At 47.8% G+C, this 26,795-nt stretch carries 22 protein-coding genes; 14 read left to right on the top strand and 8 right to left on the bottom strand.

The annotated features are described in order from the left end of the window. Positions 1-54: 54 nt before the first annotated feature. Positions 55-1,614 carry a glycoside hydrolase family 43 protein gene (locus tag H6X83_RS10025; RefSeq protein ID WP_212506347.1) on the top strand — a complete coding sequence of 520 codons (1,560 nt, stop codon included), beginning with the start codon at positions 55-57 and terminating at the stop codon, positions 1,612-1,614. A 36-nt stretch (positions 1,615-1,650) separates the two neighbouring features. Here the strand turns inward: H6X83_RS10025 and H6X83_RS10020 are convergent, their stop codons facing one another. Next, positions 1,651-2,007: a winged helix-turn-helix transcriptional regulator gene (locus tag H6X83_RS10020; RefSeq protein WP_246419184.1), complete on the bottom strand. Its 357-nt coding sequence runs from the start codon at positions 2,005-2,007 to the stop codon at positions 1,651-1,653. Positions 2,008-2,143: 136 nt separating this feature from the next. On the opposite strand from H6X83_RS10020, the gene H6X83_RS10015 reads away from it, so the two are divergent. The 13 genes from H6X83_RS10015 to H6X83_RS09955 all read left to right on the top strand — a co-directional run bounded on the left by H6X83_RS10015 (position 2,144) and on the right by H6X83_RS09955 (position 20,182). Next, positions 2,144-3,043, top strand: coding sequence for a PhzF family isomerase (locus H6X83_RS10015; RefSeq protein ID WP_212506346.1), 900 nt, complete (start codon positions 2,144-2,146; stop codon positions 3,041-3,043). A gap of 74 nt (positions 3,044-3,117) precedes the next feature. Beyond that, a complete protein-coding gene (locus H6X83_RS10010; protein ID WP_212506345.1) occupies positions 3,118-3,657 on the top strand; it encodes a flavodoxin family protein in 540 nt (179 codons plus the stop codon). Between the two features lie 154 nt (positions 3,658-3,811). Then, positions 3,812-5,602, top strand: a complete 1,791-nt coding sequence (locus H6X83_RS10005; protein ID WP_212506344.1) for an ABC-F family ATP-binding cassette domain-containing protein — start codon at positions 3,812-3,814, stop codon at positions 5,600-5,602. Then, positions 5,599-6,894 carry a uracil permease gene (gene uraA, locus H6X83_RS10000; protein ID WP_343063150.1) on the top strand — a complete coding sequence of 432 codons (1,296 nt, stop codon included), beginning with the start codon at positions 5,599-5,601 and terminating at the stop codon, positions 6,892-6,894. Before H6X83_RS10005 ends, uraA begins: the two co-directional genes overlap by 4 nt. A 201-nt stretch (positions 6,895-7,095) precedes the next feature. After that, positions 7,096-8,394, top strand: coding sequence for a C40 family peptidase (locus H6X83_RS14810; protein ID WP_425489191.1), 1,299 nt, complete (start codon positions 7,096-7,098; stop codon positions 8,392-8,394). 215 nt (positions 8,395-8,609) lie between these two features. Continuing rightward, positions 8,610-11,252, top strand: coding sequence for a YhgE/Pip domain-containing protein (locus tag H6X83_RS09990; RefSeq protein ID WP_212506342.1), 2,643 nt, complete (start codon positions 8,610-8,612; stop codon positions 11,250-11,252). 2 nt (positions 11,253-11,254) lie between these two features. After that, entirely contained in the window at positions 11,255-13,480 is a 2,226-nt protein-coding gene (locus H6X83_RS09985) for a YhgE/Pip domain-containing protein (protein WP_212506341.1), read from the top strand. A gap of 148 nt (positions 13,481-13,628) precedes the next feature. After that, positions 13,629-16,739: a type 1 glutamine amidotransferase family protein gene (locus tag H6X83_RS09980; RefSeq protein ID WP_212506340.1), complete on the top strand. Its 3,111-nt coding sequence runs from the start codon at positions 13,629-13,631 to the stop codon at positions 16,737-16,739. A gap of 305 nt (positions 16,740-17,044) precedes the next feature. Next, complete coding sequence (locus H6X83_RS09975) at positions 17,045-17,377, top strand: carboxymuconolactone decarboxylase family protein (protein ID WP_212506339.1); 333 nt, start codon at positions 17,045-17,047, stop codon at positions 17,375-17,377. Positions 17,378-17,404: 27 nt separating this feature from the next. Next, complete coding sequence (locus H6X83_RS09970) at positions 17,405-17,944, top strand: flavodoxin family protein (protein ID WP_212506338.1); 540 nt, start codon at positions 17,405-17,407, stop codon at positions 17,942-17,944. A 19-nt stretch (positions 17,945-17,963) separates the two neighbouring features. Continuing rightward, positions 17,964-18,374 (top strand): cupin domain-containing protein, encoded by a 411-nt coding sequence (locus H6X83_RS09965; RefSeq protein ID WP_212506337.1) that lies wholly within the window; start codon positions 17,964-17,966, stop codon positions 18,372-18,374. Between the two features lie 14 nt (positions 18,375-18,388). Further along, on the top strand, positions 18,389-18,766 hold the full coding sequence (locus H6X83_RS09960; RefSeq protein ID WP_212506336.1) for a MerR family transcriptional regulator: 378 nt from the start codon (positions 18,389-18,391) through the stop codon (positions 18,764-18,766). A 174-nt stretch (positions 18,767-18,940) separates the two neighbouring features. Next, positions 18,941-20,182, top strand: coding sequence for an MFS transporter (locus tag H6X83_RS09955; RefSeq protein WP_212506335.1), 1,242 nt, complete (start codon positions 18,941-18,943; stop codon positions 20,180-20,182). A gap of 51 nt (positions 20,183-20,233) precedes the next feature. Here the strand turns inward: H6X83_RS09955 and H6X83_RS09950 are convergent, their stop codons facing one another. From H6X83_RS09950 to H6X83_RS09920, 7 genes are all read right to left on the bottom strand, one after another. Next, positions 20,234-21,346, bottom strand: coding sequence for a GGDEF domain-containing protein (locus H6X83_RS09950; protein ID WP_212506334.1), 1,113 nt, complete (start codon positions 21,344-21,346; stop codon positions 20,234-20,236). Between the two features lie 181 nt (positions 21,347-21,527). After that, complete coding sequence (locus H6X83_RS09945; protein WP_212506333.1) at positions 21,528-22,379, bottom strand: DegV family protein; 852 nt, start codon at positions 22,377-22,379, stop codon at positions 21,528-21,530. Positions 22,380-22,521: 142 nt separating this feature from the next. Further along, positions 22,522-23,160, bottom strand: coding sequence for an O-methyltransferase (locus H6X83_RS09940; RefSeq protein WP_212506332.1), 639 nt, complete (start codon positions 23,158-23,160; stop codon positions 22,522-22,524). After that, positions 23,150-23,644 carry a MarR family winged helix-turn-helix transcriptional regulator gene (locus H6X83_RS09935; protein WP_212506331.1) on the bottom strand — a complete coding sequence of 165 codons (495 nt, stop codon included), beginning with the start codon at positions 23,642-23,644 and terminating at the stop codon, positions 23,150-23,152. Before H6X83_RS09935 ends, H6X83_RS09940 begins: the two co-directional genes overlap by 11 nt. Before the next feature lie 144 nt (positions 23,645-23,788). Further along, positions 23,789-24,685: a MetQ/NlpA family ABC transporter substrate-binding protein gene (locus H6X83_RS09930; RefSeq protein ID WP_212506330.1), complete on the bottom strand. Its 897-nt coding sequence runs from the start codon at positions 24,683-24,685 to the stop codon at positions 23,789-23,791. Between the two features lie 137 nt (positions 24,686-24,822). Beyond that, positions 24,823-25,482: a methionine ABC transporter permease gene (locus tag H6X83_RS09925; RefSeq protein ID WP_212506329.1), complete on the bottom strand. Its 660-nt coding sequence runs from the start codon at positions 25,480-25,482 to the stop codon at positions 24,823-24,825. After that, the gene (locus H6X83_RS09920) at positions 25,472-26,485 is read right to left on the bottom strand and encodes a methionine ABC transporter ATP-binding protein (protein ID WP_212506328.1); all 1,014 of its coding nucleotides are present in this window, start codon (positions 26,483-26,485) and stop codon (positions 25,472-25,474) included. Before H6X83_RS09920 ends, H6X83_RS09925 begins: the two co-directional genes overlap by 11 nt. Between the last annotated feature and the right edge of the window lie 310 nt (positions 26,486-26,795).

Genomic DNA, 26,795 nt, shown 5'->3' with positions numbered 1-26,795 from the left:
AGTATCCATGAAAAAGGATGCTCTGCCTTTTTATAAAACAAGGAGAATTTTTGTATGGAAACCAAACAGACAGTCCAAAATCCGATTTTATGGACCGATTATCCGGATCTCGATGTCATTCGCGTGGAGGATACCTATTATATGGTGAGTACCACTATGCACTTTATGCCAGGTGCGGTGATTCTGCGTTCCTATGATTTGCTTCACTGGGAAATAGCTTCTTATGTCTATGATACACTGGACAGCACGCCGGCACAGCGGCTGCAGGGGGAAAAGACCATATACGGGCAGGGAATGTGGGCGGCTTCCATTCGCCGGCATAACGGTAAGTTTTACATCTGTTTTGTCGCCAATGACACACATAAGACCTACCTGTATCAATCTGAAAAAATTGAGGGGCCGTGGAAGAAGCAGAATATTGCAGGATTCTATCATGACAATTCCTTGCTTTTTGATGATGACGGAAAAATTTACATTGTTTACGGCAATACAGAAATTCACCTGACAGAACTTTGCAGTGATTTGAGCGGTCCCAAACCAGGCGGACTGGACAGAATAATCGTTCAGGACAAGGAAAATGTCTGCCTTGGCTACGAAGGTTCCCATATTTATAAAATTAACGGGCACTATTATGTTTTCTTCATCCATTGGCTGGCTGATGGTTCCAAGCGGCGTGTGGAGGCCTGCTTTTATGCGGACTCCCTTACCGGCGAGTTTACTGGCGGAAACGTGCTGGACGATGACCTCGGTTACTTCAACGCTGGTGTTGCGCAGGGCGGCATTGTGGATACTCCGGATGGAAAGTGGTACGCTATGCTGTTTCAGGACCGCGGGGCGGTCGGCCGCGTACCGGTGCTGGTGCCGGTGAAGTGGGAGAATGACTTTCCAGTGTTAGGCGTAAATGGCAAAGTGCCACAACAGTTGACGGCGGAAAGTACCCGTCCCGGCTATTCCTACAGCCCACTTGCGGGGAGTGATAATTTTCAGTGTCAGCCAGACAGCTGCAGCAATGTTCATCTGAAAAGTTTCTGGCAGTGGAACCATGAACCGAATAACAGCCTGTGGTCAGTTACAGAGCGTCCCGGCCATTTCCGCATTACTTCCGGCAAATGCTGCAGCAGTGTAGAGCATGCTGTCAATACGCTGACACAGCGGATGTGGGGTCCAGCCTGCAGCGCTTGTGTGACCTTGGACGCATCCGAGCTGCAAGATGGTGACTGCGCTGGGCTCTGCGCGTTTCAGGGTTGTTATGGGTACATTGCGGTTGCCAAAGATGATGGGCAGTACTTTTTGGTGATGACGGAAAAGAAAGCGGAGAATGCATCCGCACAAGGGCAGCCGGGAACACCCCCGACTGAGGTTGCACGGATACCGCTTGACAATCCTGTTGTGCAGCTAAAACTGCATGTTGACTTTGAAAATGAAAAGGACGAAGCGGAGTTTTTCTACAAAGAGCAGAGCACGTGGAGAAAACTCGGTATCACGCATAAGCTGTATTTCAAATTAGACCATTTTACCGGCTGCCGATTTGCACTGTTTTTGTTTTCTGAAAAAATGAGCGGCGGTACAGCTGACTTTTCAAATTTTGAGTATTCCTGTGAAACAGCAGACTGACGTGAGGTAAAAATGATAAAGAGAATGGGCAGAAATTTATTTAAAATCTCTGCCCATTTTTTTACCCCATTCGCAGAGCTTGATCAGGATTTCTTGAAGTGATCGGCCGCGCTCAGTTGGAATGTACTCAACCCGCGGGGGCACTTGCGCAAAAGCGATACGTTCAATTAATGCATTCTCCAGCAGACAGTGCAGTTCCTGTGCTAAAATTTTATCGCTGATGTTTGGAATCTGCTTTTTAAGTCTGCTGTATCGAATATGAGGTTCTTTCAGGATATGCCACAGAATGACTGCGCGCCATTTGCTGCCGATCACTGTCATTGCATAACCAATGGAGCAGGTGAAGTCTTTTTGATGATTTTCTGAATTTGAAAATTTCCTGTTTACTGCCACTGCTTTTCACCTTTTCTTACAATTTGGTAAGTTGGTTACCGCAAAGTGCCTTCTTGCCGTACCCTTTTTCTTCTTTTATAATGATTATAGAACATTACAGCAGGCAAAACAATCATGGCTAAGGGGGATAAAATAAATGCGGAAATACAGCTGCTATCAGGTGGACGCTTTCACAAATGAAAAGTTGGCGGGAAATCCAGCAGGAGTCGTATTGAATGCGGGTGATCTTACGGCAGAGGAAATGCAGAAAATTGCAAGAGAGTTCAATAATTCGGAAACGGCATTTTTGGTGCCGGAATGTGGAAAGCCGTATGATGTTACAATACACTATTTCACGCCGACAAAAGAGGTACCAATCTGCGGGCATGCTACGATTGCTGCACATTATGCTGCGGCAGTTGAAAACCAGTTGGATACTTGCCGGATTTTTCAGAAAACCGGTGCCGGAGTACTGCCTGTTGACATCATTCATCACAACGGAGATTACCGGATTGTTATGACACAGGGAAAAATTGAATTTGGACCGGTTTTGGACGGTAAAAATTTAGAAAAATTGTTGGCGGCACTTCACCTCTCACAAAGTGATTTGCTGAAAGATTATCCGGTACAGATTGTTTCAACCGGGCACTCCAAAGTAATGATTGGAATTCGGGACAGTGCTTTGCTGAATTGTTTGCAGCCGCAATTACAGGCATTGGAAGAGTTAAGCGGAATGATTCAATGTAATGGCTACTACGTTTTTACGATTGATGAAGCTGGGTCTTCGCTGATTCATGGCAGAATGTTTGCGCCAGCTATTGGAATTGCCGAGGACCCTGTTACAGGGAATGCCAACGGACCGTTGGGAGCGTATTTGGTGCATTACGGAAAAGTAGACTGCAGCGGTTCCGAATTTCTGTTTCAGGCGCGGCAAGGAGAGGCTATGCACCGACCTGGTACAATCGGCGTGCGGGTCAGCATTGAAAACGGAGAACCGGCTTGTGTACAGGTGACCGGGGGTGCGGTCATCGCATTTCACACGGAATTGCTGCTGTAAGGATAGAATGCGTTACATTTAAATAGTATAATAAAATATAGTTATATTGGATAATGCAGCGGAGGGAAACATAGATGGCAAAAATCGTTATGCTCGTTGGAAGTCCGAGAAAGCACGGTAATACCGACACACTGGCACACGCTTTTCTGGAAGGAATTGATCAAAAGAAAAATAGTATTGCAGTGATTTCCATTCCGGATATCAAGGTAAAAGGCTGTGTCGGGTGTAATTACTGTTATCGGGATGCAGAACACCGATGTGCGCTGCAGGACGATATGCAGCAGATTTATCAGGAGCTTTCTGCCGCGGAAGTACTGGTTGTGGCAACACCAATTTATTTTTATGGGATTCCGTCGCAGCTGAAAGCGGTGATTGACCGGCTGCACAACCCCATTCGTGGGACATTCCGGCTCAAAAAGCTGGTCTTGCTTGCGGTTTGCGCGGATGAGACACAGGAAGTTTTTGATTCCGTAAAAGCGATGTACCGCTCGACACTGCGGTATTTTTCCCTGGAAAACGCCGGCTGCCTGACCGTGACGGGTGTATCTGAAAAAGGCGATATTGCGGGAAACCCTGCACTGGAAGAAGCGCGCAGGCTGGGCGTTTCGCTGTAATAACCAAACGTCAAAAGCCGGGAATCCCTTGTGGGGCGCACAAGCAGCGCAAAGTAACTTTTGAGCATTGCCGTGGAATATGTTATAATAAAATCAATAACTTCAATGAAGCAAAATGAAATTATAATAGATTGCAGCCGCACAAGGAGAACCCATGTTATTATCTGCTGAACACATTTCAAAAAATTACGGAACCAAACAACTGCTGGAGGACACCTCCTGCTATTTAAATGAAAAAGATAAAATTGGCATTATCGGCATTAACGGTACGGGCAAAAGCACGCTGCTGAAAGTTTTGGCGGGTGTGGAACAGCCGGATGAGGGCAGCGTGACCGTACAGCGCGGCATCTGCGTTTCTTTTCTGCCGCAGAATCCTGAAATGCAGGATGACAACACAGTTTTGCAGCAGGCATTGGCAGGGATTACGAAAAACTGCCCGCCTGTGAATGAATATGAAGTAAAGTCCGTACTTACCAAACTCGGAATGACGGATTATGAAGCGAAAATCGGCACGCTCTCCGGCGGGCAAAAAAAGCGCGTTGCGCTTGCTTCGGCGCTGTGCTGCTCCGCGGATGTCCTGATTCTGGACGAACCAACCAACCATCTGGACAGCGACATGGTTATCTGGCTGGAGGAACGGCTGGTACGCTTTACCGGTGGGCTGATTATGGTAACGCATGACCGCTATTTTCTGGAACGTGTGGTGAACCATATTACAGAACTTTCGCATGGCAAACTGTATACGTATGAAGCAAATTACGCCAAGTATCTGCAGCTGCGCGCGGAGCGGCAGGATATGGAAGAAGCAAGTGAGCGCAAGCGGCAGGCATTCCTGCGGCGGGAGTACCAGTGGATTATGCGCGGCGCACGGGCAAGGGGCACCAAAAGCCGCGGCCGCATTGAAAAATTTAATTCTGTCAGGGAGCAGGACATGCCCACCACGGATGACAGCGTGCAGATGATGACAGTTTCGAGCAGACTGGGGAAAAAACTGATCGAGCTTGCTGACGTTTCCAAATCTTTTGACGGGAAACGTGTGATTGACCATTTTTCGTACAACATCAAGCGGAATGACCGTATTGGTATTATCGGCAGGAACGGTGCGGGCAAGTCCACACTAATGAACCTGATTGCCGGCGTACTCCAGCCGGACGAGGGTACAGTTGAGATTGGCTCCACAGTCAAAATCGGCTACTTCACACAGGAAGGCCGGGAGATGGACCCCAACCAGCTGGTGTACAATTTTATCAGCGAGATTGCCGGTGAGGTCAAAACCGAGGAGGGCACTTTTTCGGCCGCACAGATGCTGGAACGCTTTCTCTTTACATCGGATTTGCAATATACACCGATTGGCAAGCTGAGCGGCGGTGAGCGGCGCAGGCTTTATCTGCTCAGTATTCTGATTGCGGCACCGAACATTCTGCTGCTGGACGAACCGACCAATGATTTGGATATTGAAACCTTGACGATTCTGGAAGACTACCTAATGACTTTTTCAGGTGCTGTGCTTGCGGTGTCGCATGACCGTTATTTCTTGGATAAAGTCGCTGAAACGCTTTTTGAAGTAACCGGCAGCGGAAACGTAATTGAACACAACGGCAACTTTGCGGACTATTTGGATGAACACGCGGCAGAGGAAGCAGCCCAGAAGGAGAAACAGGCCGTGGCAAAGCCGAAGCAGAGCGCACAGCCGCAGAAGCCCAAAAAGCTGAAGCTTTCCTTTAACGAGCAGTTTGAACTTAAAACGATAGATGACGAAGTTGCGGTACTGGAAACCAAGGTAAGTGAAAAAGAAAAGGAAGTGCAGGCGGCGGGCAGCGACTATGTAAAGCTGCTGGAATTGACACAGCAGCTGGAAGATTTGAAAAAGCAGCTGGAAGAAAAAAATGACCGCTGGCTGTATTTGAATGAGCTTGTGGAAGAAATTGAAGCGCAAAAAGAATAACAGTAAGAAGCTGCCGGAAAACATTTGATTTCGGCAGCTTCTTACTGAATATACTTAATTTTACACGGCAAATCAAACATTCAGTAGTCCTCTTTATGAACGGTGTTGGCACATTGATTTATATTTTAATGACAAAGGGAAAAGCACCGGCTTACCTCGGTTCCAGCTTTGCATACATATCACCGGCAACAGTCGTAATCGCGGGAACCGGACTTGGTTATGCGTATGCATTGGGTGGATTTGTGGTGACCGGTGCCTTATTCTGTGTGGTGGCGCTGATTATCAAATTCTGCGGTACCAAGTGGATTGACGTGATTCTGCCGCCTGCGGCTATGGGCGCGGTCATTGCGCTGATTGGCTTGGAACTTGCGAAAAATGCTGCAGAAATGGGTGGCCTGGTTCTGCACGGTGATTATACGAAGATTGACCCCAGAAACGTTATCGTATTTCTGATTACGCTTTGTGTAGCAGTTTTTGGTTCTGTGCTGTTTAAGAAGTTTCTGTCCGTTATTCCAATTCTAATTGCAATTATTGTTGGCTACGTTGCCGCGAACTGTTTCGGTCTGGTCGAGTGGGGCAAAGTGGCAGCCGCACCGGTGTTTGCAATTCCGCAGTTTCAGCTTGCAAAATTTGATTGGCACGCAATTTCCGTGATTCTCCCCGCGACATTGGTGGTTGTTTCGGAACATATTGGGCACCAAATCGTGACCGGAAAAATCATTGGCCGCGACCTGATTAAGAATCCGGGCCTGCACCGCACGCTGATGGGTGACGGCCTTTCCACCATGCTTTCCGGTTTGGTGGGTTCCGTGCCGACTACTACTTACGGCGAAAACATCGGTGTTATGGCTATGACTGGCGTTTACAGTGTGTGGGTAATCGGCGGTACAGCAGTCATTTCCATTATCATTTCCTTCTTCGGCAAGGTTTCAGCCGTTATTCAGGAGATTCCGCAGCCGGTTATGGGCGGCGTCAGCTTCCTGCTTTACGGCATGATTGCCACCTCCGGCATTCGTTTGCTGGTGGAGCAGAAAGTGGACTACAGCCGTTCCCGCAACCTTGCTATGACCAGCGTGATTTTGGTCACCGGTCTTTCCGGTGCATTTATTCAGATTAACGAAGTGAAGCTGAGCGGCATGTCCCTTGGCGCCTGTGTTGCCATGCTGATGGGCATTATTTTCTGGGCAATCGATAAATTCCATGCCGCAAATGATTATGACGACGAGCCGCAGGAGGAAGCAGAAGCAGACAGCCCGATTGTTGCCAGTGAATCGGCAAATAGCAGCAAATAAAGTGTTCCGTAACAATGTTGGTGAGCTCCTGCTTCCCTTTCGTTTTTCACCGCGAAAAAAGGCGACTTTATATTCTTTGTGGACAATTATGTAAATCAGTAGTACAATATAAAAGAATAAAGTGAAGTTGAAAAATCGGCTGCTTTGCTGGGCAAAATCGCCTCAAAACAGCAAATGACAGCATAGAAAGGGGATTCATACTTGCCTGAAAAAGAAATGTGGACTGCAAAATGCTGGCCACAGGTTTTTAAGCGTGCTATGATTACAATCTTGGCTGCTTCTTGTGCTGTAACAGTGGCGGTTGGGCCGGCTTTTGCAGAGGACGATATTAATACATTAAAGGATAAGCAGGCACAGTACGCGCAGCTGCAGCAGCAGAACAATGAAAAACTGGTTGCACTGCGCAGTGATGAAAGCAAAAAAGCGGAATATGGTGCAACTCTGCAGTCCCAAGTTGCGGCCATTGAAGAGCAAATAAATGACTGTAGTAATCAGATTACAGACTTGAATCTGCAAATGCAGCAGGCGGAGAACGAAATCTCAGAAAAGCAGAAGCAAATAGATGCAGATTATGCAAAGCTGAAGGAGCGACTGCGCGCGCTGTACATGGCGGGTGAGGCACGTAATCTGCAAATCTTACTTTCCTCGGACAATCTTGCGGATTTGTCGGATAAATCCGAAGCGCTGCAAATGGTGACGGAGCATGACACGACCTTGATCAATCGCCTGAAAGCGGACAAAGCAGCTGTGCAAAAGGCGAAGGAATCTATCCAGCAGAGCCGCGAACAGGCAGAAAGCGTAAAAACCAGTTTTGCCGGAAAACAGCAGGAGCTTGCCACTGCACTGGCAGAAACAAACCAGTTCTTAAAAGAAATTGGTCAGCAGGAAGTGGATTTGCAGGACAAAAATGCATCACTGGATGTGCAGGCAGCAAAAATTGCGGCTTCCATTGACACTTGGACACAGCAGCAGGAAGAGAAGAAAAAGCAGCAGGAAGCTGCCGCTGCGGCAGAAAGTTCCGCAAGTCAACAGCAGGCTTCTTCTTCCTCACAGTCTGATTCCGGTCAGTCTTCCAATTCCGACAGTGGTTCTGCTTCCACTCCGACTTCTTCACCATCTACTTCCTCCGGTTCTTTTTCAAGTTTGATTGCGGAAGCGGAAAAGCATTTGGGCAAACCTTATGTGATGGGTGCTTCCGGGCCGGACACGTTTGACTGCTCAAGCTTTGTGTGTTGGGTCTTTACACATTCTGGTGTTTACAACCTGCCGCGCACCACGGCACAGGGAATTTACAATCAGTGCACACCAATTTCTGTTTCAGAGGCGCGGCCGGGCGACATTGTGTTCTTTACCGATACATATGACTGTGGTGAAACTGTTACACACGTTGGTATTTATACTGGCAGCAACACTATGATTCATGCTGGAAATCCGGTGCAGTATACTTCCATTGATACTTCTTACTGGCGCAAGCATTTTTATGCTTTTGGCCGTTTGTAAATTGACAAGCGTGTGCTTTTACTTGTTAATCATTTTAAGTGACCCGGGAAAAGCTGTATTTTCCCGGGTCACTTCTGCATAGGAAGGATTTAAAAACAACGGAATCAGCTGTAGAGACAGATATCAAACTTGACAACTGCCGATGCTTTCAGTAAGATGAAACAATAGGAATTCTGCAGGATTGCCTGCGGTCGGCAGACAAGAGAGGAACAGTTATGAATTTTCACCATATCATCAGTGTTTTCCGCAATGACTGGAAACGAATCATCCGCAACCCTGTAGCTATCATTATTTTAATCGGCCTTTGCATTATTCCATCCTTCTATGCGTGGGTGAATATTCAGGCGTGCTGGAATGTTTACGACAATACACAAGAAATCCCCGTAGCAGTAGTCAACAGCGACAAAGGTGCTAGTTTCAGAGGAAAGCAGCTAAATGTGGGTGGACAGATAGTAGAACAACTGAAGAAGAACAAAAAAATCAAATGGGTGTTTACTACCACAAAAGATGCCGACCTCGGCTTGGTGGACAGCACGTATTATGCAGCCATCGAGATTCCAGTGGATTTCTCTTCTAAACTGCTCACGGTATTGACCGACCATCCGCAGAAGCCGCAGATTACATATAAAGCAGACACCAAGGCAAATCCGGTTGCTACGAAAATTACTTCCACTGCAAACAGCACACTGGTACAGCAGGTGACGACTGAATTTATCTCGACGGTTAACGAAATTGCCTACCATTCCATTAATCAATTAGGCAGTGAAGCGGGCAAAAACACAGGCGATATTTTGAAGATGAAGGACTCCATTGTCAGTTTGAGCCGCAGTATGGAAACCGTTACCGCTACACTGTCAACGGTCAGTTCCGGTTCCGCAAATTTGAGCGAGCTGCTGAAAAATCTCAATACCACCATGCCTGCCGTGCAGAGCAGCTTGGACGCCGCAGCCAAAACAAATGCAGATGACCAAAAGGCACTGGCAGCACTCCAGGACAGTATGGACCAATCTTCCCAGAGTGTCAGCACAAATCTCGCCTTTGCAAAAACCTCCGGTCAGAAAATCAAGCTGCTTTTTTCCAGCCTAAATGACACAGCCGTGAAGCTGACAGAAGAGAACATCAACAGTACCGTTCCACTCATTAACAGTCAGCTCAGTTCACTGAACGATGCGATTGATGCAACAACCGCTTACCTGACACAGTGCAGGGACTATGACTATACTTCGGACATTGACACTGCCATTTCCACTTTGCAGCAGCTGAATAAAGACCTTACAGAGCTGAAAAAGGCCCTTACGCAAATGCAGGCTGATACGGAAACTCTGCACAATGACACGGATGCACTTTATAAGGAACTGAATACCGCTTTTGCGGAAGCCAAAGTTGTCCTGCAGAAAGCAGCAGTAGAGTTGGACAGCACCATCAAAACTTTGAATACGATTTATCAACAGTATCCAAATGAAAATCTGAAGTCCATTATTGATTCTTTGAAGAAAATTCAGACAGAAAACCTTGGTGAGCAGGCCTCTGCGGCGATGGACAACATTTTGAAAACACAACCCAAAGCGGATGAAATTTTTAATAAGCTGAGTGTTGCACTTAAAAATTACGTTGTGCAGGTGGATGCTGTTTCTGCGAAAATCAGCACTACAGTGGGCAACCTGCAGAACTTTAAAACGACTATGCTTACCGCGCGGACACAGCAGATGACTACGCTGATCGCAGAGCTGCAGGCAGTGAAGCCACTAGTAACGGATTTACAGGAGCAGATTTCAAAAGTGCGCAGTCAGGTGATTGACAGCGGTGATATTTCGAAAGAGACTGCCAATCAGATCAACAGTCTTTGCAGTACCATGACCGCACATTTGGACAGATCCATTCAGTTTTACAATTCCAGTGTAAAGGGCAGCTTGAAGAAAATGGGAGGCAGTATTACTGCTGCCATGCAGGGTACCAGTGAGATGATAACGGAAGCCAAAAAACTGAGCAGCCAGATTTCTGTTATGCTCGGGGATGCCCAGCAGGGTGCGGAACTTTCCTCTACCTTTTCCACTGACTTAAACAGTAAACTGCAGCAGCTGCAGCGTGTGATCGGTACAGTTGGCGGCAAACTGGATGTTGTAAATAATGAAGAAATTGCGAGCCTAATCGGCGTGATGCAGAATGACCCGAAGCTGGTAGGCAATTATGTTTCAAATCCATTTGAAATCAAGGAGGAAGCGATTTATCCAATTCCAAACTATGGCACCGGAATGGCACCGATTTACACAACACTTGCTTTGTGGGTCGGCTGTCTGGTGCTGAATTCTGTTTTAAAAACAGATGTGGCGTGGTTTGGGGGGATGGAACAGCTGACCCTGCGGGAAAAGCACTTCGGCAAAATGCTACTGTTTTCCACACTGGCAATGGTGCAGGCACTGATTGTTGCGCTCGGCGATATTTTCCTGCTGAAAATCTATGTGTTGGAACCGGCACTGTTTATTTTTTTCTGTGTGTATTCCTCACTGGTTTTCTCAATCATTACGTTTACACTGGCGTCCACACTTGGGAATGTGGGCAAGGCACTCAGTATTATTTATTTAATACTACAGGTCGCCGGCAGCGGCGGCTCCTATCCGATTCAGGTTGACCCGCCGATTTTTCGTATTTTGCAGCCGCTTTTCCCGTTTACCTATGCACTCAGCGGCTTGCGGGAATCTATAGCAGGTACATTGGCGGGAGCGGTGACCGGCGATGTTGTGGGACTGTCAATCTTTGCGGCACTGTTCTTAATTGGCGGATTCCTTACAGTTCGGCCGCTGCACAGAAGGTTCCAACCGTTTGAAATTGCCTTCCAAAAATCTGGGTTGGGAGAATGAATATGAAAAAGATTACGGCAGCGCTGCTGCATTTTTGGGAAACACTTTTTCATGGCCTGCGTGCAGGTATACATCCGGTTTTTCTGGTTTTTCACCATGACGTAAAACTTGTGTTTAAAAATATCTCCACAATTATCATAGCGGCGGGGCTGGCGTTTTTGCCGTCTTTGTATGCGTGGATCAATATTTATGCCTGCTGGGACCCCTACGCCAACACCGGCAACCTGCCGGTAGCGATTGTCAGCAAAGATCAGGGCGCGGTTTACAATGGTAAGGTAATGAATGCCGGTGATGAGATTTTAGCCGAGCTGAAAAAAAACAAATCTATCGGCTGGGATTTTGTAGACGAGTGGCAGGCAAATTATGGGCTGAATCAGGGCAAATACTACGCCATGATTGAGGTGCCGGATAATTTTTCCGCACGCCTTTTAACCCTGACTTCCTCTACGCCGCAAAAGCCGGTCATTACTTACCGTACCAATCAGAAACTGAACTCGATTGCCACCAAAATTACAGATGCTGCAAAAACCAAGCTGGTGGAAAATATAAAGTCGAATTTTGTGAAAACAGTGACCAGTGAGGTCATTAACACAGTCAAAACGGAGATGAAAACAACCAGCTTAGACGCTTCCAAGATAAAGGAATTAAAAACGACACTGTCACAGGCAAATGAAACCATTACCACGCTGAAAAAGTATATTTCGACAGCCAGTACAGATTCTGCAAATTTTCAGATATACCTTAACAAAAGTTCCGCACTGCTGCCAAAGGTCAATGCACAAATGAGCAATTTACAAAACATTTTAAGTGCAGACCGCGAGCTGGCGCAGAATACAGAAACGACGATCCGTTCTGTATCGACAAATTTGAATACTGATATGCAGCAGGTGAACCTAATCAATCAAAAAAATCAGCAGATGCTGGCACTGCTGCAGCAGGCCAACGCAAATGCCATCAGCAAAGATACACTTGCCCTTATGCAGCAGACCACAAGCATCTGCAATGCGGCAGACGCGCTTTTGCAGTCAGACAGGACAACACTGAATGCACTCAGCCAAAGCTACAATTTGCCCGCACTTTCGCTGGCGGCAGACAGCCTGCAGTACGTGGATAAACTGATTTTAAATGAACGGGATACGCTCAAACAGCAAATGGCGATTCTTTCTGTGGATGCTTCAAAGGAAAAGACTGCCAAAGCATTGACAGTGCTTTCAAAGCTGAGTGACAGTATCGCGGATCAACTGACCGCGCTTTCTGCGCGCTTGGCAACAGACACACAGCCGGTGCTGAACAGCTTGATCAGCAATTTCAGCTTGCAGCTGGGGAACGCCGGTAAAATTGCACAGGCAGAAAATACCCTGCTGCCGCAGATGAATGCACTGGCGGCGTTCAACACGGCAAGCGGACAGATTACCTCCAGCCAGGCGGCACAGCTGAACAAAACGCTGACAACGGTACAGGAAAGCCTAAACACTCTGTTGACCAAAGTCGGTACGATTACCGAGGAAGACCTTGATTATGTGACAGACTTGATTACCAACCATCCGGGGGAGATCGCCGATTTCATTTCTTCGCCGGTCACAGTGAAAGAAGTGGATATTTACAATTCCAGCACATTTGGTGTTGGTGTGGCTCCGTTTTACACAGTGCTGGCCATCTGGATTGGTGCACTGCTGAGCTGCGCGCTGCTGACGGTGAACTTTGAGCCAAAGCAAATTGGCGGCTGGAAGCTGAATCTGGTGCAGAAACATTTTGGCAAAATGCTGATGTTCCTGTGTCTGTCGCTGCTGCAGTCCATGATTATTGTACTGGGAGATGTATTTCTGCTGGGCGTGCATCCCGCGGATTTTCAGCTGCTGCTGGGGCTTACGGCGCTGACCTCCGTCACATTTACGATTCTAATTTTCACACTGGTTTCGTTGTTCGGCAACGTTGGTAAGGCGATTGCAGTCGTGATGATGGTGTTTCAGATAGCGGGTGCGGGCGGAATTTATCCGATTCAGACCAATCCGCAGATTTTCGGAATGCTGGCGCCGCTGTGGCCGTTTTCTTACGCGATTGACTATTTCCGCGAGGCGATTGCCGGGCCGGTTTGGAGCAGTGTGCAGCATAATGTGCGGGCAATGTTTTTCTTCATTGTCGGATTCCTGTTGCTTGCCATTTTCAAAAAACCATTTCATCTGTTTACTGAAAAAATGGAGAAGATTTATAAGAAAGCGCAAATTTGAGCTTGAAAAAACAAAAAGTCGTTCGTTCCGGTTTTTGGGTGCCGGTACGGACGGCTTTTTTACCGTGCAGCCTGCCAAAAATGACTTGCATTCCTACCCACGTATGCTACAATAGACGCAGAAAAGGAAAATTTGGGAGGAAATCAAATTGGATAAAATACAGGAACCGCTGGATGCAGCTGCCTTTTGCAGGCCGCCCATGCAGTTCCGTGGGGTTCCGTTCTTTGCGTGGAACTGTAAGCTGGACCGTGCTCTTTTACTGCGGGAAATCGATTGCTTTCGGGAAATGGGCTTTGGTGGATTTTGTATTCATGTTCGCACCGGTCTTGCGACGCCGTATATGGGTACGGAATTCATGGCAACCGTTCGGCAGTGCGAAGTATACGGTAAAGAGCGCGGCATGCGCACATGGCTTTATGACGAGGATCGCTGGCCCTCCGGGGCGGCAGGCGGGGAAGTGACAAAGAATCCGGAACTGCGCAGCCGGCATCTGCTTTTCACACGTGTACCGTACGGCGGAGATACCTCTGCGCTGCCCCCACTGCCATACTCCCGCGCCGGAAACGCACGCACAGAAAACGGAAAACTGATGTGCCGGTATGACATCTCTTTTCTGCCGGACGGCACGCTGCGCAGTGCAAAAAAGCTTGCTCCAGAAGAAACGGCGCAGGGTACCGCTTGGTATGCGTATCTGGAAACGCAGGCACCGGAGGCGTGGTATAACAATCAGACCTACATTGATGTGCTGAATCCGAAAGCCACAGAAGCATTTTTAGCAAAAACGCATGAATTGTACAAAAAATTGCTGGGCGCGGAGTTTGGTGCGGCGGTTCCGGCGATTTTCTGCGATGAACCACAGACACCGCGGCGACTTTGCCTGCCGGAGTCATTTGCGTTTGCGGATGTCACTTTACCGTGGACGGAAAGATTAGCACAGCTGTATGAGCAGGAATACAGCGCAAATCTTTGGGATGACCTGCCGCTGCTGTTGTGGGATTTGCCGCGGGGCGGTTCTGCCCCTGCACGCTGGCGCTGGCACAAGCTTCTTACGGACTGCTTTGAAATCGGTTTCTTAAAGCCGTATGGTGATTGGTGCGTGAAGAATCATTTGGGCTTTACCGGACACTTAATGGAGGAACCGACTTTGCAGAGCCAAACTGCTGCGACTGGTGACGCTATGCGGTGTTACGAATCTTTTACACTGCCGGGTATCGATATGCTGTGCGGAAATTTCGAATTTACAACGGTAAAGCAGTGTGCTTCTGTGAAAAATCAAATGGGCAGAAGCGGAATGCTTAGTGAAACCTACGGTGTCACCGGCTGGGATTTCGACTTTCGCAGTCACAAGCTGCACGGTGACTGGCAGGCGGCACTCGGCGTAACCCAGCGAGTCCTGCATTTGGCGTGGGCGGGCATGGCGGGGGAGAGCAAACGGGACTACCCGGCCACCTTAAATTATCAGTCGCCGTGGTATCGGGAGTATGGCGGCGTGGAAACGCACTTTGCAAGAGTAGCAGAAGCATTGACACGCGGCAGGCCAATTGTACATCTTGCTGTGCTGCATCCGATCGAAAGTTTTTGGCTGGTTTACGGTTCTGCTGCTTCCACTTCGCTGCGGCGGGAGCAACTGGACAGTGACTTTCAGAATTTGACCAAATGGCTGCTTTTCGGCGGTGTTGATTTTGATTTTATAAGCGAGGCACTGTTGCCGAAACTCTGCCAAAAAAGTGGTGCGCCGCTGGCAGTTGGGCAGATGCAGTATGACATGGTGCTGGTGCCGAATTGTGAAACGCTGCGCAGCACAACGCTGGGAATCCTGCGAGCTTTTCAGACTGCGGGCGGCAGGCTGGTGTTCTTAGGTACAGTGCCGAAGCGTGTAGATGCAGAATTGAGTGCTGCACCGGCCGCACTTGCTGAAAAGTGCGAAATACTTCCTTTTAACCGGCAGTGTGTGCTGGAAGCAGCAGAGCCGCTGCGGGAAGTAAGTCTGCGTGGTGCAGATGGCCGTTTGACCGAAAATTTTCTGTATCAGCTGCGGCAGGATGGAGAAGTGCGCTGGTTGTTTTTGGCACACGGTGCAGAGCCGCCGTGCCGGGATGTTGTGGAAAGTCAGGAGGTAACTGTGACCCTGCGCGGGCGGTGGAGTGTGCAGTGTTGGGATACCATGAGCGGAGAAATTTCCACACTGCCGGTGCGGTATTTACCGCAGAACAAAACCCGTCTGCATTGGAAAGCATATGCTTATGACAGCCTGCTGCTGCGGCTTACACCTGCTCAGCAGGGGGATGACGCGGCTTCAGCGGCTGAATCCACAAAACAGACCGCATTGGGGACAGAAATTCCTATTTCGGAGCAAGTCACTGTTCACTTGCCGGAGCCAAATGCGATGCTGCTGGATTTTGCCGAGTTTGCACTGGACGGTGAACCTTACCGTAAAAAGCAGGAAATTTTGCGGATTGACAATATTCTGCGCAAAGAACTGCGTCTGCCGCAGCGGACGGATTCTGTTGCACAGCCGTGGACCGTGCAGGCGAAGCCACCGGTCCATAAGCTTCGGCTCCGTTTTGCGGTGCAGAGCGATGTGCGGGTGGAAAATATCCGCCTGACACTGGAGCAGCCGGAGAATGTGCGGCTGTTCTGCAATGGACAGGAAATACCGGTGCATGTAAACGGTTGGTGGGTTGACCACGCAATTCACACAGTTCCATTGCCAGTACTGGAACCGGGCCGTACAGTTTTGGAAGCAGAGCTGCCGTTTGGTGAACAGACCAATCTGGAGTGGCTTTATTTGTTGGGGGATTTCGGTGTGCGCGCTGTGGGTGCAAAAGCAGTACTGACTGCGCCGATTCATTCGCTGACCTTCGGTAACATTGTGCCGCAGGGATTGCCGTTTTACGGCGGCAATCTGGAGTATGAGATTCCGTTTACCCTGCCGCAGGCCGGCAGGGTGACAGCACAGGCCGCACATTACCGCGGGCATCTAATGACCTTTTCACTGGATGGCAGTGTACCCCAGCAGGTGTTTTTACCGCCTTATGTTTGGCACAGCAGTCATTTGAAGGCGGGCAGCCACGTTCTGCGGATTACGCTGTTTGGAAACCGCTTTAACCAGTTTGGGCCGCTGCATCTGTTTGACAGCGCATGGAAATACATGGGGCCGGGTTCGTGGCGGTCACAGGGAGGCCAGTGGAGCGACGAATGGCAGTTTCGCCGCACTGGTATTCTAAGCCGTCCGGTTCTGACATTTTTTGCAGAATAGAGTATTTCCTTAATCAAAATGTAACGGATGTTTAATGTTCCTTTGACATAACAGCGCCAGAAAAATCCTATAATAAGAGTGTAAAAGCCTTTGTCAAGACAGAAGGCAGTAAAAAATATTTATACGTCCTTTCCCCAAAAGGCATAAACAGGCGGACTATAAAAACAGAGCAGATGCAGTTCCTTTGCAGCTGCTCTGTTTTTGTGTGCAGTATTTCTTTTTGAAAAATATAAAAGTTTCTTGACTTTGAGTAGACTCCAGGTGCTATGCTGAAAAAAGAAAACAGCGTAACAGGAGGTTACAGCATGGAAAACAAAAAGGTTACTGCGGGGCGCGACAGACTTGGCGAGTTCGCGCCGCAGTTCGCAGAACTGAACGATGATGTACTTTTTGGGCAGGTGTGGAGCCGTGAAAGTCAGCTTTCTCCACGTGAGCGCAGTATGATTACGGTTGCAGCGCTGATGGGTGCTGGTGTAACGGATTTTGCTATGAAAAGCCACTTGCAGAAAGCAAAAGAAAATGGTATTACAAAAGAAGAGATGGTAGAGATGATTACACAGCTTGCTTTTTATGCAGGCTGGCCACGCGCGTGGGCGGTGTTTCCGCTTGCACAGGAAGTATACGATGATGTAAAATAATTGCGTTCATTAAAAGGAGAATAACTCATGAGTAAACAGGTACTTGTCATTTCCGCAAGCCCGCGAAAAGGCGGCAATTCCGACACACTGTGTGATGAATTTATCCGCGGTGCAGAAGCAGCGGGAAATCGGACAGAAAAGATTTTTTTGTGCGAGAAAAACATTCATTACTGTACAGGGTGCGGTTACTGCAACAGTGCCCACAAGTGTTCCCAGCAGGACGATATGGCAGAAATCCTGAACAAAATGGTGAATGCCAATGTAATCGTTCTGGCTTCTCCGGTGTATTTTTACACGGTGGATGGCCAGATGAAAACGATAATTGACCGCAGCTGCCCCCGCTATACGGAAATTGCCGGGAAAGAATTCTATTACATTTTGACTGCCGCTGATAACAGTGCGACAAGCTTGGAACGTGCTGTAAGCGGACTGCGCGGGTTTACACTGGACTGTCTGCCCGGTACACGCGAGCAGGGAATTCTGCTTGGAACCGGTGTTTGGGAAAAAGGTGCGGTCAAAACGACATCGTTTATGAAGCAGGCTTATGACATGGGGCATAATATCTGACAAATGGAGGTATGCAGAAATGAACAGCAATGACTTTGATACACAAAATTTGTTTGGATGCGGGGAACCGCTGCCGGAAATGTTTTCCCGTTATTTTGTTGGGCAGGCGTACCTGCATCCGCTGACGGACAGTGTCAATACTGCCAATGTCACTTTTGAACCGGGCTGCCGCAACAACTGGCATATTCACCACAAAGGCGGCCAAATTTTGCTGGTCACAGCGGGGCGCGGCTGGTATCAGGCAGAGGGGCAGCCCGCCAGAGAACTGCATCCAGGCGATGTTGTGCAGATTTCTCCGGAGGTAAAGCACTGGCATGGTGCGGCAAAGGACAGCTGGTTTGCACACATTGCGGTAGAGGTGCCGAAAGAGGGCGCCACGAATGAATGGTGCGAGCCGGTAACGAACGAAGAATACAGCAGGCTGCCGTAAACGGAGAGAAAAAGATGACGATTGCAGAAGTAAGCAAAAAGTACGACATTACACCAGATACCCTGCGCTATTATGAGCGCGTTGGGCTGCTTCCGAAGATTCAGCGCACGTCCGGCGGTATTCGCGATTACTCACAGGAGGACTGCAACTGGGTCGAATACATCAAGTGTATGCGCAGCGCGGGCGTTTCGGTTGAAACACTCATTGAGTATGTTGCGTTGTTTCACCAAGGTGCCCAAACGATTGCGGTGCGAAAAAAACTGCTGTTGGAACAGCGTGAACAGATTGCCGCCAAGATTGCAGAACTAAATGAAGTCCTTGCCAGATTGGACTGGAAACTGGACGGCTATGAGGACAGAATGCTGAAATATGAACAGGAACACTTGAAATAACTGGTAACCGTTGTTAAAAACTTAAATATCCCGTGCAGGCGCTAAGCGTTTGTACGGGATATTTTGCTGTGTGCGCAGGGTTTAATTTTATATAGGTCTAAGGAAAAGTTGGTGAAGGTATTGACGTAACAATAATTGCTATGTTATAATCTCTATCATAAGGAGATGAGCCTTTTGGAAGAGGAAACACAAAGCAAAAATAAATTGATGAATCGGGACTTTGTCCTGCTGTGGCAGGGAACTGCAGTGTCAACAATCGGAAACGTACTTTACAGTATCGCAATCGGAATCTGGGTGTACAATGCTACGGGTTCCACAGCCCTGATGGGTGTTATGAGCTCTTTTACATATTTGATTGCATTTTTGCTGGGGCCTTTTGCCGGTGTACTGACAGACAGACTAAACCGCAGAAATATTTTGGTTGTGGCAGATGCGGTGCGCGGTGTGCTGATGCTGGGAATTGCATGGTTTGCGTTCCAGAATACATTGGCGGTATGGCAGGTTTTACTGGTGGCATTTTTGGCTGCTGTCTGCAATGTCTTTTTTACACCGGCTTCCAGTACCATAGCGGTACAACTGGTGAAGTCGGCTGACTTAATGCGGGCGCAATCCATGATGCAGGGGACCACATCGCTGATTGGTCTGATTGGAAATGCGGTCAGCGGCTTTTTGATTGTTGTTTTCGGTGTGCCGCTGATGGTTATGCTCAACGGAATTTCTTTTCTGCTGTCTGCTGTAACAGAATGGTTCATCCGGGTTCCGCGGCAGTCGGGCGAGGGAGAAAAACTCAGTGTAAAGCTGGTTTTTGAGGACTTTCGGCTCGGCTTGCAGTACCTGAAATCCAAACCGGGTATTTTGCAGGCGTTTGCGGCGGCATTTCTGATGAATTTGTGTGCTGCTGGTTTTGGGGCGGTTGTATACCCTTGGACTCAGGCAAAGGGCATGAATGTGGCTGAATATGGCTTGTTTTTGGGGGTGGAAAGCGGTGCTTCTGTAGTGGCAACACTTTTGCTTTCCGCGGTGCGCATTTCACCGAAGTACAGATACCGTATTATGGCAGTCAACATTGTTTTATCGCTTGCCTGCAGCATAACCACGATGCTGCTGCATGGTTTTTTGCCCTGTACGGTTTCTAATGCGTTGAGTGCATTTACAAATGTGACATTTAATATGGTGATGTCGTCTGCGTTGATTTTAATGATTGACGAACAGCACCGGGGAAAGGCGCTGGGAATCCTGACGGCAATTACAGAGGGCGGTGTTGCGGGTTCTATGCTCCTTTACGGGGCATTGTCTGAAATCTGGGGAGTGCAGGCTGTTGCGCTGGCAGGAGCTGTTTTAACGGTGCTTCCGCTCATTTTGCTTCTAAAAAACAATCCGCTGCGAAAAGCACTTTCAGAGGAATTAAAAGCATAGTAAAAAACTAAAAATGCTTTGCTGCAAAAGATGCAGCAAAGCATTTTTAGTTTATTTCTTTTTAGTGGATAAATTCACCTTTGACTTCGCTTTGTCCTGATACATTTTCTTGTCGGCGGTTTTAAAAACTTCATGGATGCTTCGGCTTTCAAAGTCATACAGGCTGAAGCCGCGGGCAATGTAGTAGGGTGTTGGGTATTTTTGAGCTACTTGGCTGCTTTTGCGGTCCAGTTCTTTTAGACTGTGGAGCAGGGCGGCTTTTGTACAGTTGGGGCAAAGCACTGAAAATTCATCTCCGCCAATGCGGAAAGCTGTGCCGATAGGCTTAAAGCTTTCCGAAATGATAATGGCAGTATCGTACAGATAGTCATCACCGGTGACGTGACCAAGGTGATCATTGACTTGTTTCAGGTCATTGACATCCAGCACAACGATGTAGACCGGCGGGGCGTTTTGTAGGCTTTCCAGCCGTTCATCAAAGGAAGCACGGTTTAAAATTTTAGTGGTTGGGTCGTACCGGAAGTTTAGTTCTCGCAGAAATATGAAGTAAAGCAACAAAGAAAGAGTGATGCAGCCCCAGGAAAGCAGCAGATAGGGGAGAAAAATACGAATGATTACGCTGAAAATCGCGGTTCCGTATAAAATTATTAAACTGAGCTTTTCCGGCAGCTCATAGGTCTTGGAACCAATATAGTTGTAGTAGATCAGCAAACCAATGGCGCCAATACATATGGCTACAAATAAGAAATGCAGCGGGCCGCGCTTATAGATTCCATATTGATCCACATAAAAAAGACAGCCGTTCCAAATACTCGAAATGGAAAGAACAGCGCTGATGTGCGCGGGAATGGACAGAATCATAAACCGTTTGAAAGAGTAACTCTTAAAAAGTCCAGCCATCAGCAGCGGAATATAGGGAATGCAGGTGTAGCTGACCGCATTGAACACCAGGTACGGCAGCTGGAACATGGCGCTGGGGAAACAGTCAAAGTAAGCAATACAGATTTCCAGCAGCGTTGCTGTCAGAATAAACCGGATGGTCAGCTGATATTGGCGTGTAAACCATACGGAAAGAATGTGGTTCCTGTCCAGAAAATAGAGCAAATAAAACTGCATAAAAAGAGCGAGTATGTCCGCACCGATTTGCTGAAAGTAAAATGTCATAGGAAAAAAGTTTTCTCCTCATAAAATTCACAAAAAGTGACATTAATATCTATTTTGAGTTTAATACGAAAATCTCGTTTTGGCAAGAAAAATTTTGAGTATATCATTTTTTAACCCAAAATTAAAAAAACAGCGCTGTATGGTGAAACATACAGCGCTGCAGAGCAGATATATTCTGTTTTTAGTCGGCCGAAAAAATGCATACGCCAATCAATCCCGGTCCGGTGTGAACTGCCAAAGAAGCGGTGATTTGCTTTTCCACGACCATCTCGCTGTCAGGGAAAAGTTCGTGCAGTTCAACACGTACATTTTCCGCCTGCTCTTTTGCGTCGCCATTCATCAGGGCAATCCACGTTTTTCCTGTGGGTTCATGCTTTTTTACAATGTCCAGCAGACGGCGGATTCCGCTCTTTCTGCCGCGCAGCATGGAAACGGTGTAGTAAACACCCTCCTCATTGCAGGAGATGATCGGCTTAATATTGAGCACTTTACCGATTAAGCCAGTTACCTTGCCGATGCGCCCGCCGGCACGCAGATAGTCCAGTGTATCCATATAATAATATAGTTTGCAGCTGTTCTGTTTTTCCAAAAGACCTTTGGTAACTTGCTGAAAGGTCATGCCGCTTTCAATGGCCCTTGCCGCCCAGAGTGCAAAGATTCCGGCGCCGATGGAAATACTTTTGCTGTCAAAAACAAAAGTCTCCATATCTGTAACTTCATTTAAGGCAGTCTTTACGGTGTTGTAAGTGCCGCTTAGTCCGCTGGAAATGCAGATGGCGATGATCTTTGTGTAGCCCTGCTGCCGGATTTTTTCGACAGCGTCTTTTACTTCCAGCAGATTTGGGGTGGAAGTCTTGGGAATTTCCTGCGGGAACCGGCTGTAGACCATCTGTGGAGTGATGTCTATTCCGTCCTCATAGACTTCATTTCCATAAACGATGCGCAGGTTCATGGTCATAATTGAGTATTTTTTTTTCATATCCTCCGGCAGGTCGCTGCCGGAGTCGACCAGAATTGCAATCTTTTCTGCCATGATTTCATTCTCCACATTATATAGTTTCTAATACTATATAACATTATATTCCACTTTAAAATGTGTGTCAATGCATCCTTACAGATATATTGTAAACAATTTTTGTACAAACATGAAAATAGACAGAAAAAACTGTGTGAAATCAGGCAGCCTCTGTTTTTCTGGAAAGCATAAGCCCATCCCCAACCGGAAGCAGCACACTTTCCAGTTCGGGTGTGCGCATGAGCAGTTCATTATAGCTGCGAACAGGTGCGATTTGATTTTCCCAACGTTTGGCAAGATTTAAAATAGGGAAAAGAGCATCATCGGAAAGCAGCAGGCCACAGGAAGCAAGCAGACGCAGGCAGCTGGGCAGCAGCAGGGAGTAAAGCCGTTTGTCAACATCCTGAAAAATTATATCATAGGAACCGTGAAGCTGCTGCAGAATTTCTACTGTGTCCCCACGCAGTAGTGTAATGGAATCAGCTGTGCCGGATTTTTCAAAGTTTTCCTGAGCCTGTGCAGCAACCGTTTCATCAAATTCAATCGTAGTGACTTTTCCGCCAAAAGGTTTTGCGGCAAGTGCCATAGATACTGTGGAAAAACCGACGCTGGTTCCAATTTCTAAAATATGTTTTGGTTTAACAAGATGAATCAGCAGCCGCAAAAAGGCGGCTGATTCATCGTCAACTGTAGGGATGTATTCTTTTACGTGCATATCAGAAGTATATTCTTTTTGCGTCAGGACTTCCTTTTGTTTGTAAAGACTTTGAATATAATTTGAAACATCGTCAAAGTTCATTTTTATTTCCTTCCTTTTTGCTGTTCAGTTGATTCATGCAAAAAACCATCTTTTGTGCGCAGGCTAAAAATGTCTGCAGTTCTTCTGTCTCCATCTGCTCCATTGCGTGACGTACAAAAGAGGTTTCTGCCTGTGCAGAGATGCGCTGCAGCAGACTGCGTCCTTCTTGGGTCAGTACAACATGGCTGATGCGGCGGTCTTTAGGGTCCGGCTTCCTGCAAACCAAGTTTTTCTTTTCCAATCGGGACACACGTTCGGAAACAGTGTTTTGCGAAACACGAATGCTTTTGGCTAACATTCCCACAGTTGGGGCATCCGCCGTGTTTTGTACATCGAGCATGAGTTCATCCAGCTCAAGCAGCAGATGAAATTGTTCCAGCGTAAGGCCAAGCTCTTGCGCCAGCCGGTGGTAGTTTTCATGAACCATGCGGTCAGCATCTGTCTGACAGTCAAGCAGCTGGGTAATGATTTGTTTTTTTGTCATGTATTCATTCCTTAATATATCGTCTGACGATTATATCGTACAACGATACAATAGAACAAGCATTTGGAATTGTCAAGAGAAAAATTAAAAAAACCGTATCCGCGCGGCTTTCGCTTTGCAAATACGGCTTTAAAGATTTTTCTTTCAGGACTGGGTCAGCGGAACAACTGCGCCGGCATAAGTCTTGGTAATGTAATCCTGCACTTCTTTGCTGGTAAGGGCTTTGTAAAGTGCCTTCAAATCCTCACGCTTCTCGTCACCTTCACGGACAGCAACGATATTGGCATATGTTTTAGCGGCAAGGGAGGTATCCTTTTCGACAACCAGTGCGTCACTGACTTTTAAGCCGCCGCTGATAGCATAATTGCCGTTGATGACAGCCAGGTCAACGTCATTGATGGCACGTGCCAGCTGAGCAGCTTCGATTTCCTGAAATTTAATGTGCTTTGGATTTTCGGCAATGTCTTTCTGTGTAGCAGTGATGTCAGCGCCATCCTTGAGTTTCAAAATGCCGTTATCCTGCAGCAGAAGCAGGGCGCGGGCTTCGTTGGTGGTGTCGTTTGGCACAGCAATCGTGGCGCCGTCTTTCAGGTCAGCCAGTGCTTTTGTTTTGCCGCCGTAAATACCGAATGGCTCATAATGGACCGGTCCCAGAGATGTGATGTGGGTGCCTTTTTGTTTATTAAAATCATCGAGGTATGGTTTGTGCTGGAAGTAGTTTGCGTCCAGTTCTTTGCTTTCCAGTGCGAGGTTTGGCTGTACATAGTCGGTAAATTCTTTCACAACAAGCGTGTAGCCCTCTTTTGCAAGAATGCCTTTTACAACCTTGTTCAAAATTTCTGCGTGCGGGGTAGGAGAAGCGCCAATGGTAATGGTACCTTTTGCCGCCGTTGTGCTTTCCTGCGAAGAAGTGTCCGCCGCAGAAGCGGGTGCAGCGGAAGAAGCGCCGCCCGCCGCAGAAGCAGCCGGTGCACCGCCGCAGCCTGCCAGTGTGCCTGCCGCAAGGATGGCTGTGAGCGCGATTGAAATAAACTTTTTCATAATGAAATCCCTCCTGAAAATATTATTATTCTAAAGTATTAAAAAATCACTTTCTATCAATTTGTGAGGTGTGCTGAAAACTCAGGGACTTGTTTTCTTTGCCTGTAATTTTGATGCTTGCTGTAAAGCTTTGTGCTTTAAGCGGAGCGTTTGTCAGAAACACCGGCGATTTTCAGGCCGATGCTTTGCAGAACCTGTACAATAACAACAATGAGAATTACGGTGACCAACATCACATCAGTTTGGTAGCGGTAGTATCCATAGTTGGTGGCGATGGTGCCAAGCCCGCCGCCGCCGACAAAGCCTGCCATGGCGGAGTAACCGAGAATCGTGGTTGCAGCAATAGTCGCATTGCGCAGCAGGCCGGGAACTGCTTCCGGAATCAGGACTTTCCGTACAATCTGCCAAGTGGAACAGCCCATAGACTGTGCTGCCTCCACGACCCCGCTGTCTACATCGGAAAGTGAACTTTCCACAAGACGTGCCACAAATGGTGCCGCACAGAGTGTCAGTGGAACAATCGTAGCGGTAGAGCCCAGTGTTGTGCCGACAATCAGGCGCGTCAGCGGAATGATTGCCACCAGCAGAATTAAAAACGGAATGCTCCGCGTGATGTTGACAATGATATCCAGTACACGGTAAACGGCGGTGTTTTGCCGAATCCCGTTTTTGGCAGTTACCACCAGCAGCACACCGATTGGCAGACCGATTATGTAGGCAAACAGGGTACTGAAAAGCGTCATCTGCAGAGTTTCTAAAATGCCCTGCCCCAGAATTGGAAGCATATCACTGCTCATTTTGTGTCACCTCCTCTGCGGTAAGTCCGCGTGCGCGGCAAAATTCCAGCATGCGGTCGCCCAGTTCCTGATTTTCGGGCAGCTGTAAAAGCATTTGACCGACTGCTTTGCCGTTCAGATCGCGTGTGTCCGCGTGCATGATGTTGACTTCTGCCTGAAAGTGCAGCACCAACTGTGCAAGTACCGGCTCACAGGAATCCACACCGTCAAACACCAAACGGGCAAGTCGGCGGCCAAGGGTGTGCTTTTCACTACCGGCATCAGGAAGCACCAGCTTTTTAGCAGCTTCTGACTTCGGATTCGCAAAGATATCACGTACCGAACCGGATTCCGCGACCCGCCCATCTGCAAGGATGGCGACCTTACTGCAGATTTCTTCAATAACATTCATCTGGTGGGTAATTATTAGAATAGTAATGCCGTATTTGCGGTTTATGTCCTGTAACAGACGGAGAATACTGCGTGTAGTGGTTGGGTCCAGTGCACTGGTGGCCTCGTCGCAGAGCAGCATTTTCGGTTCCGTTGCCAGTGCACGGGCAATCGCCACGCGCTGTTTTTGTCCGCCGGAAAGCTGACTGGGGTAGCTGTTTGCCCATTCGGTCAGACCAACTGTTTCCAACAGCTCGGCAGCGCGCGCACTTGCCTCCTTTTTCGGCACGCCGGCTGCTTCCAGTGGAAAGCTAACATTTTTCAGCGCGGTACGCTGCATTAGCAAATTAAACTGCTGAAAAATCATGCCGATGGAGCGCCGTGCAGTCCGCAGTTCAGCGGGGGAAATGGTCAGCATATCCTGACCATCAAATATCACATTGCCGCCGGTCGGTTTTTCCAGCAGGTTGATACATCGTACCAGTGAACTTTTGCCTGCGCCGCTCATGCCGATGATACCGAAAATATCTCCGCGCTCAACGTTGAGGTTTACGTCCTTGAGCGCGTGCACTTCTCCGGTACGGGTGGTGTAGGTTTTTGATAAATTGTGAATTTGCAAAATTGGATTTGCCATAATGCTTCCTCTTTCCACAGCCCCGGGCCAATTCCCGCAGGCAGATATAAGAAAAAGCGGTACAGCTGTAAGGCTGCCCGCTTTTTACCAGTGAAACTTTGAAAATCAGCATTTTCAAAAGGGTAAAAAGGTTGTGTGTACAGCCGCAGATTTTTTAAACATCATACACATACACAGCAATTTCGGTACCCTCTTTCATATAATATAATTTCTATATATTTAGTAATGATTATAGACATAGTTTACACACTCGTAAACGTATTGTCAAGGGAATTTAAAAACCTTTTAAATATTTGGCGTTTTGCATAAA

This window comes from Caproicibacterium amylolyticum (genome assembly GCF_014467055.1).
Taxonomy (GTDB): domain Bacteria; phylum Bacillota; class Clostridia; order Oscillospirales; family Acutalibacteraceae; genus Caproicibacterium; species Caproicibacterium amylolyticum.
This window is presented reverse-complemented; position numbering and strand designations above follow the sequence as displayed.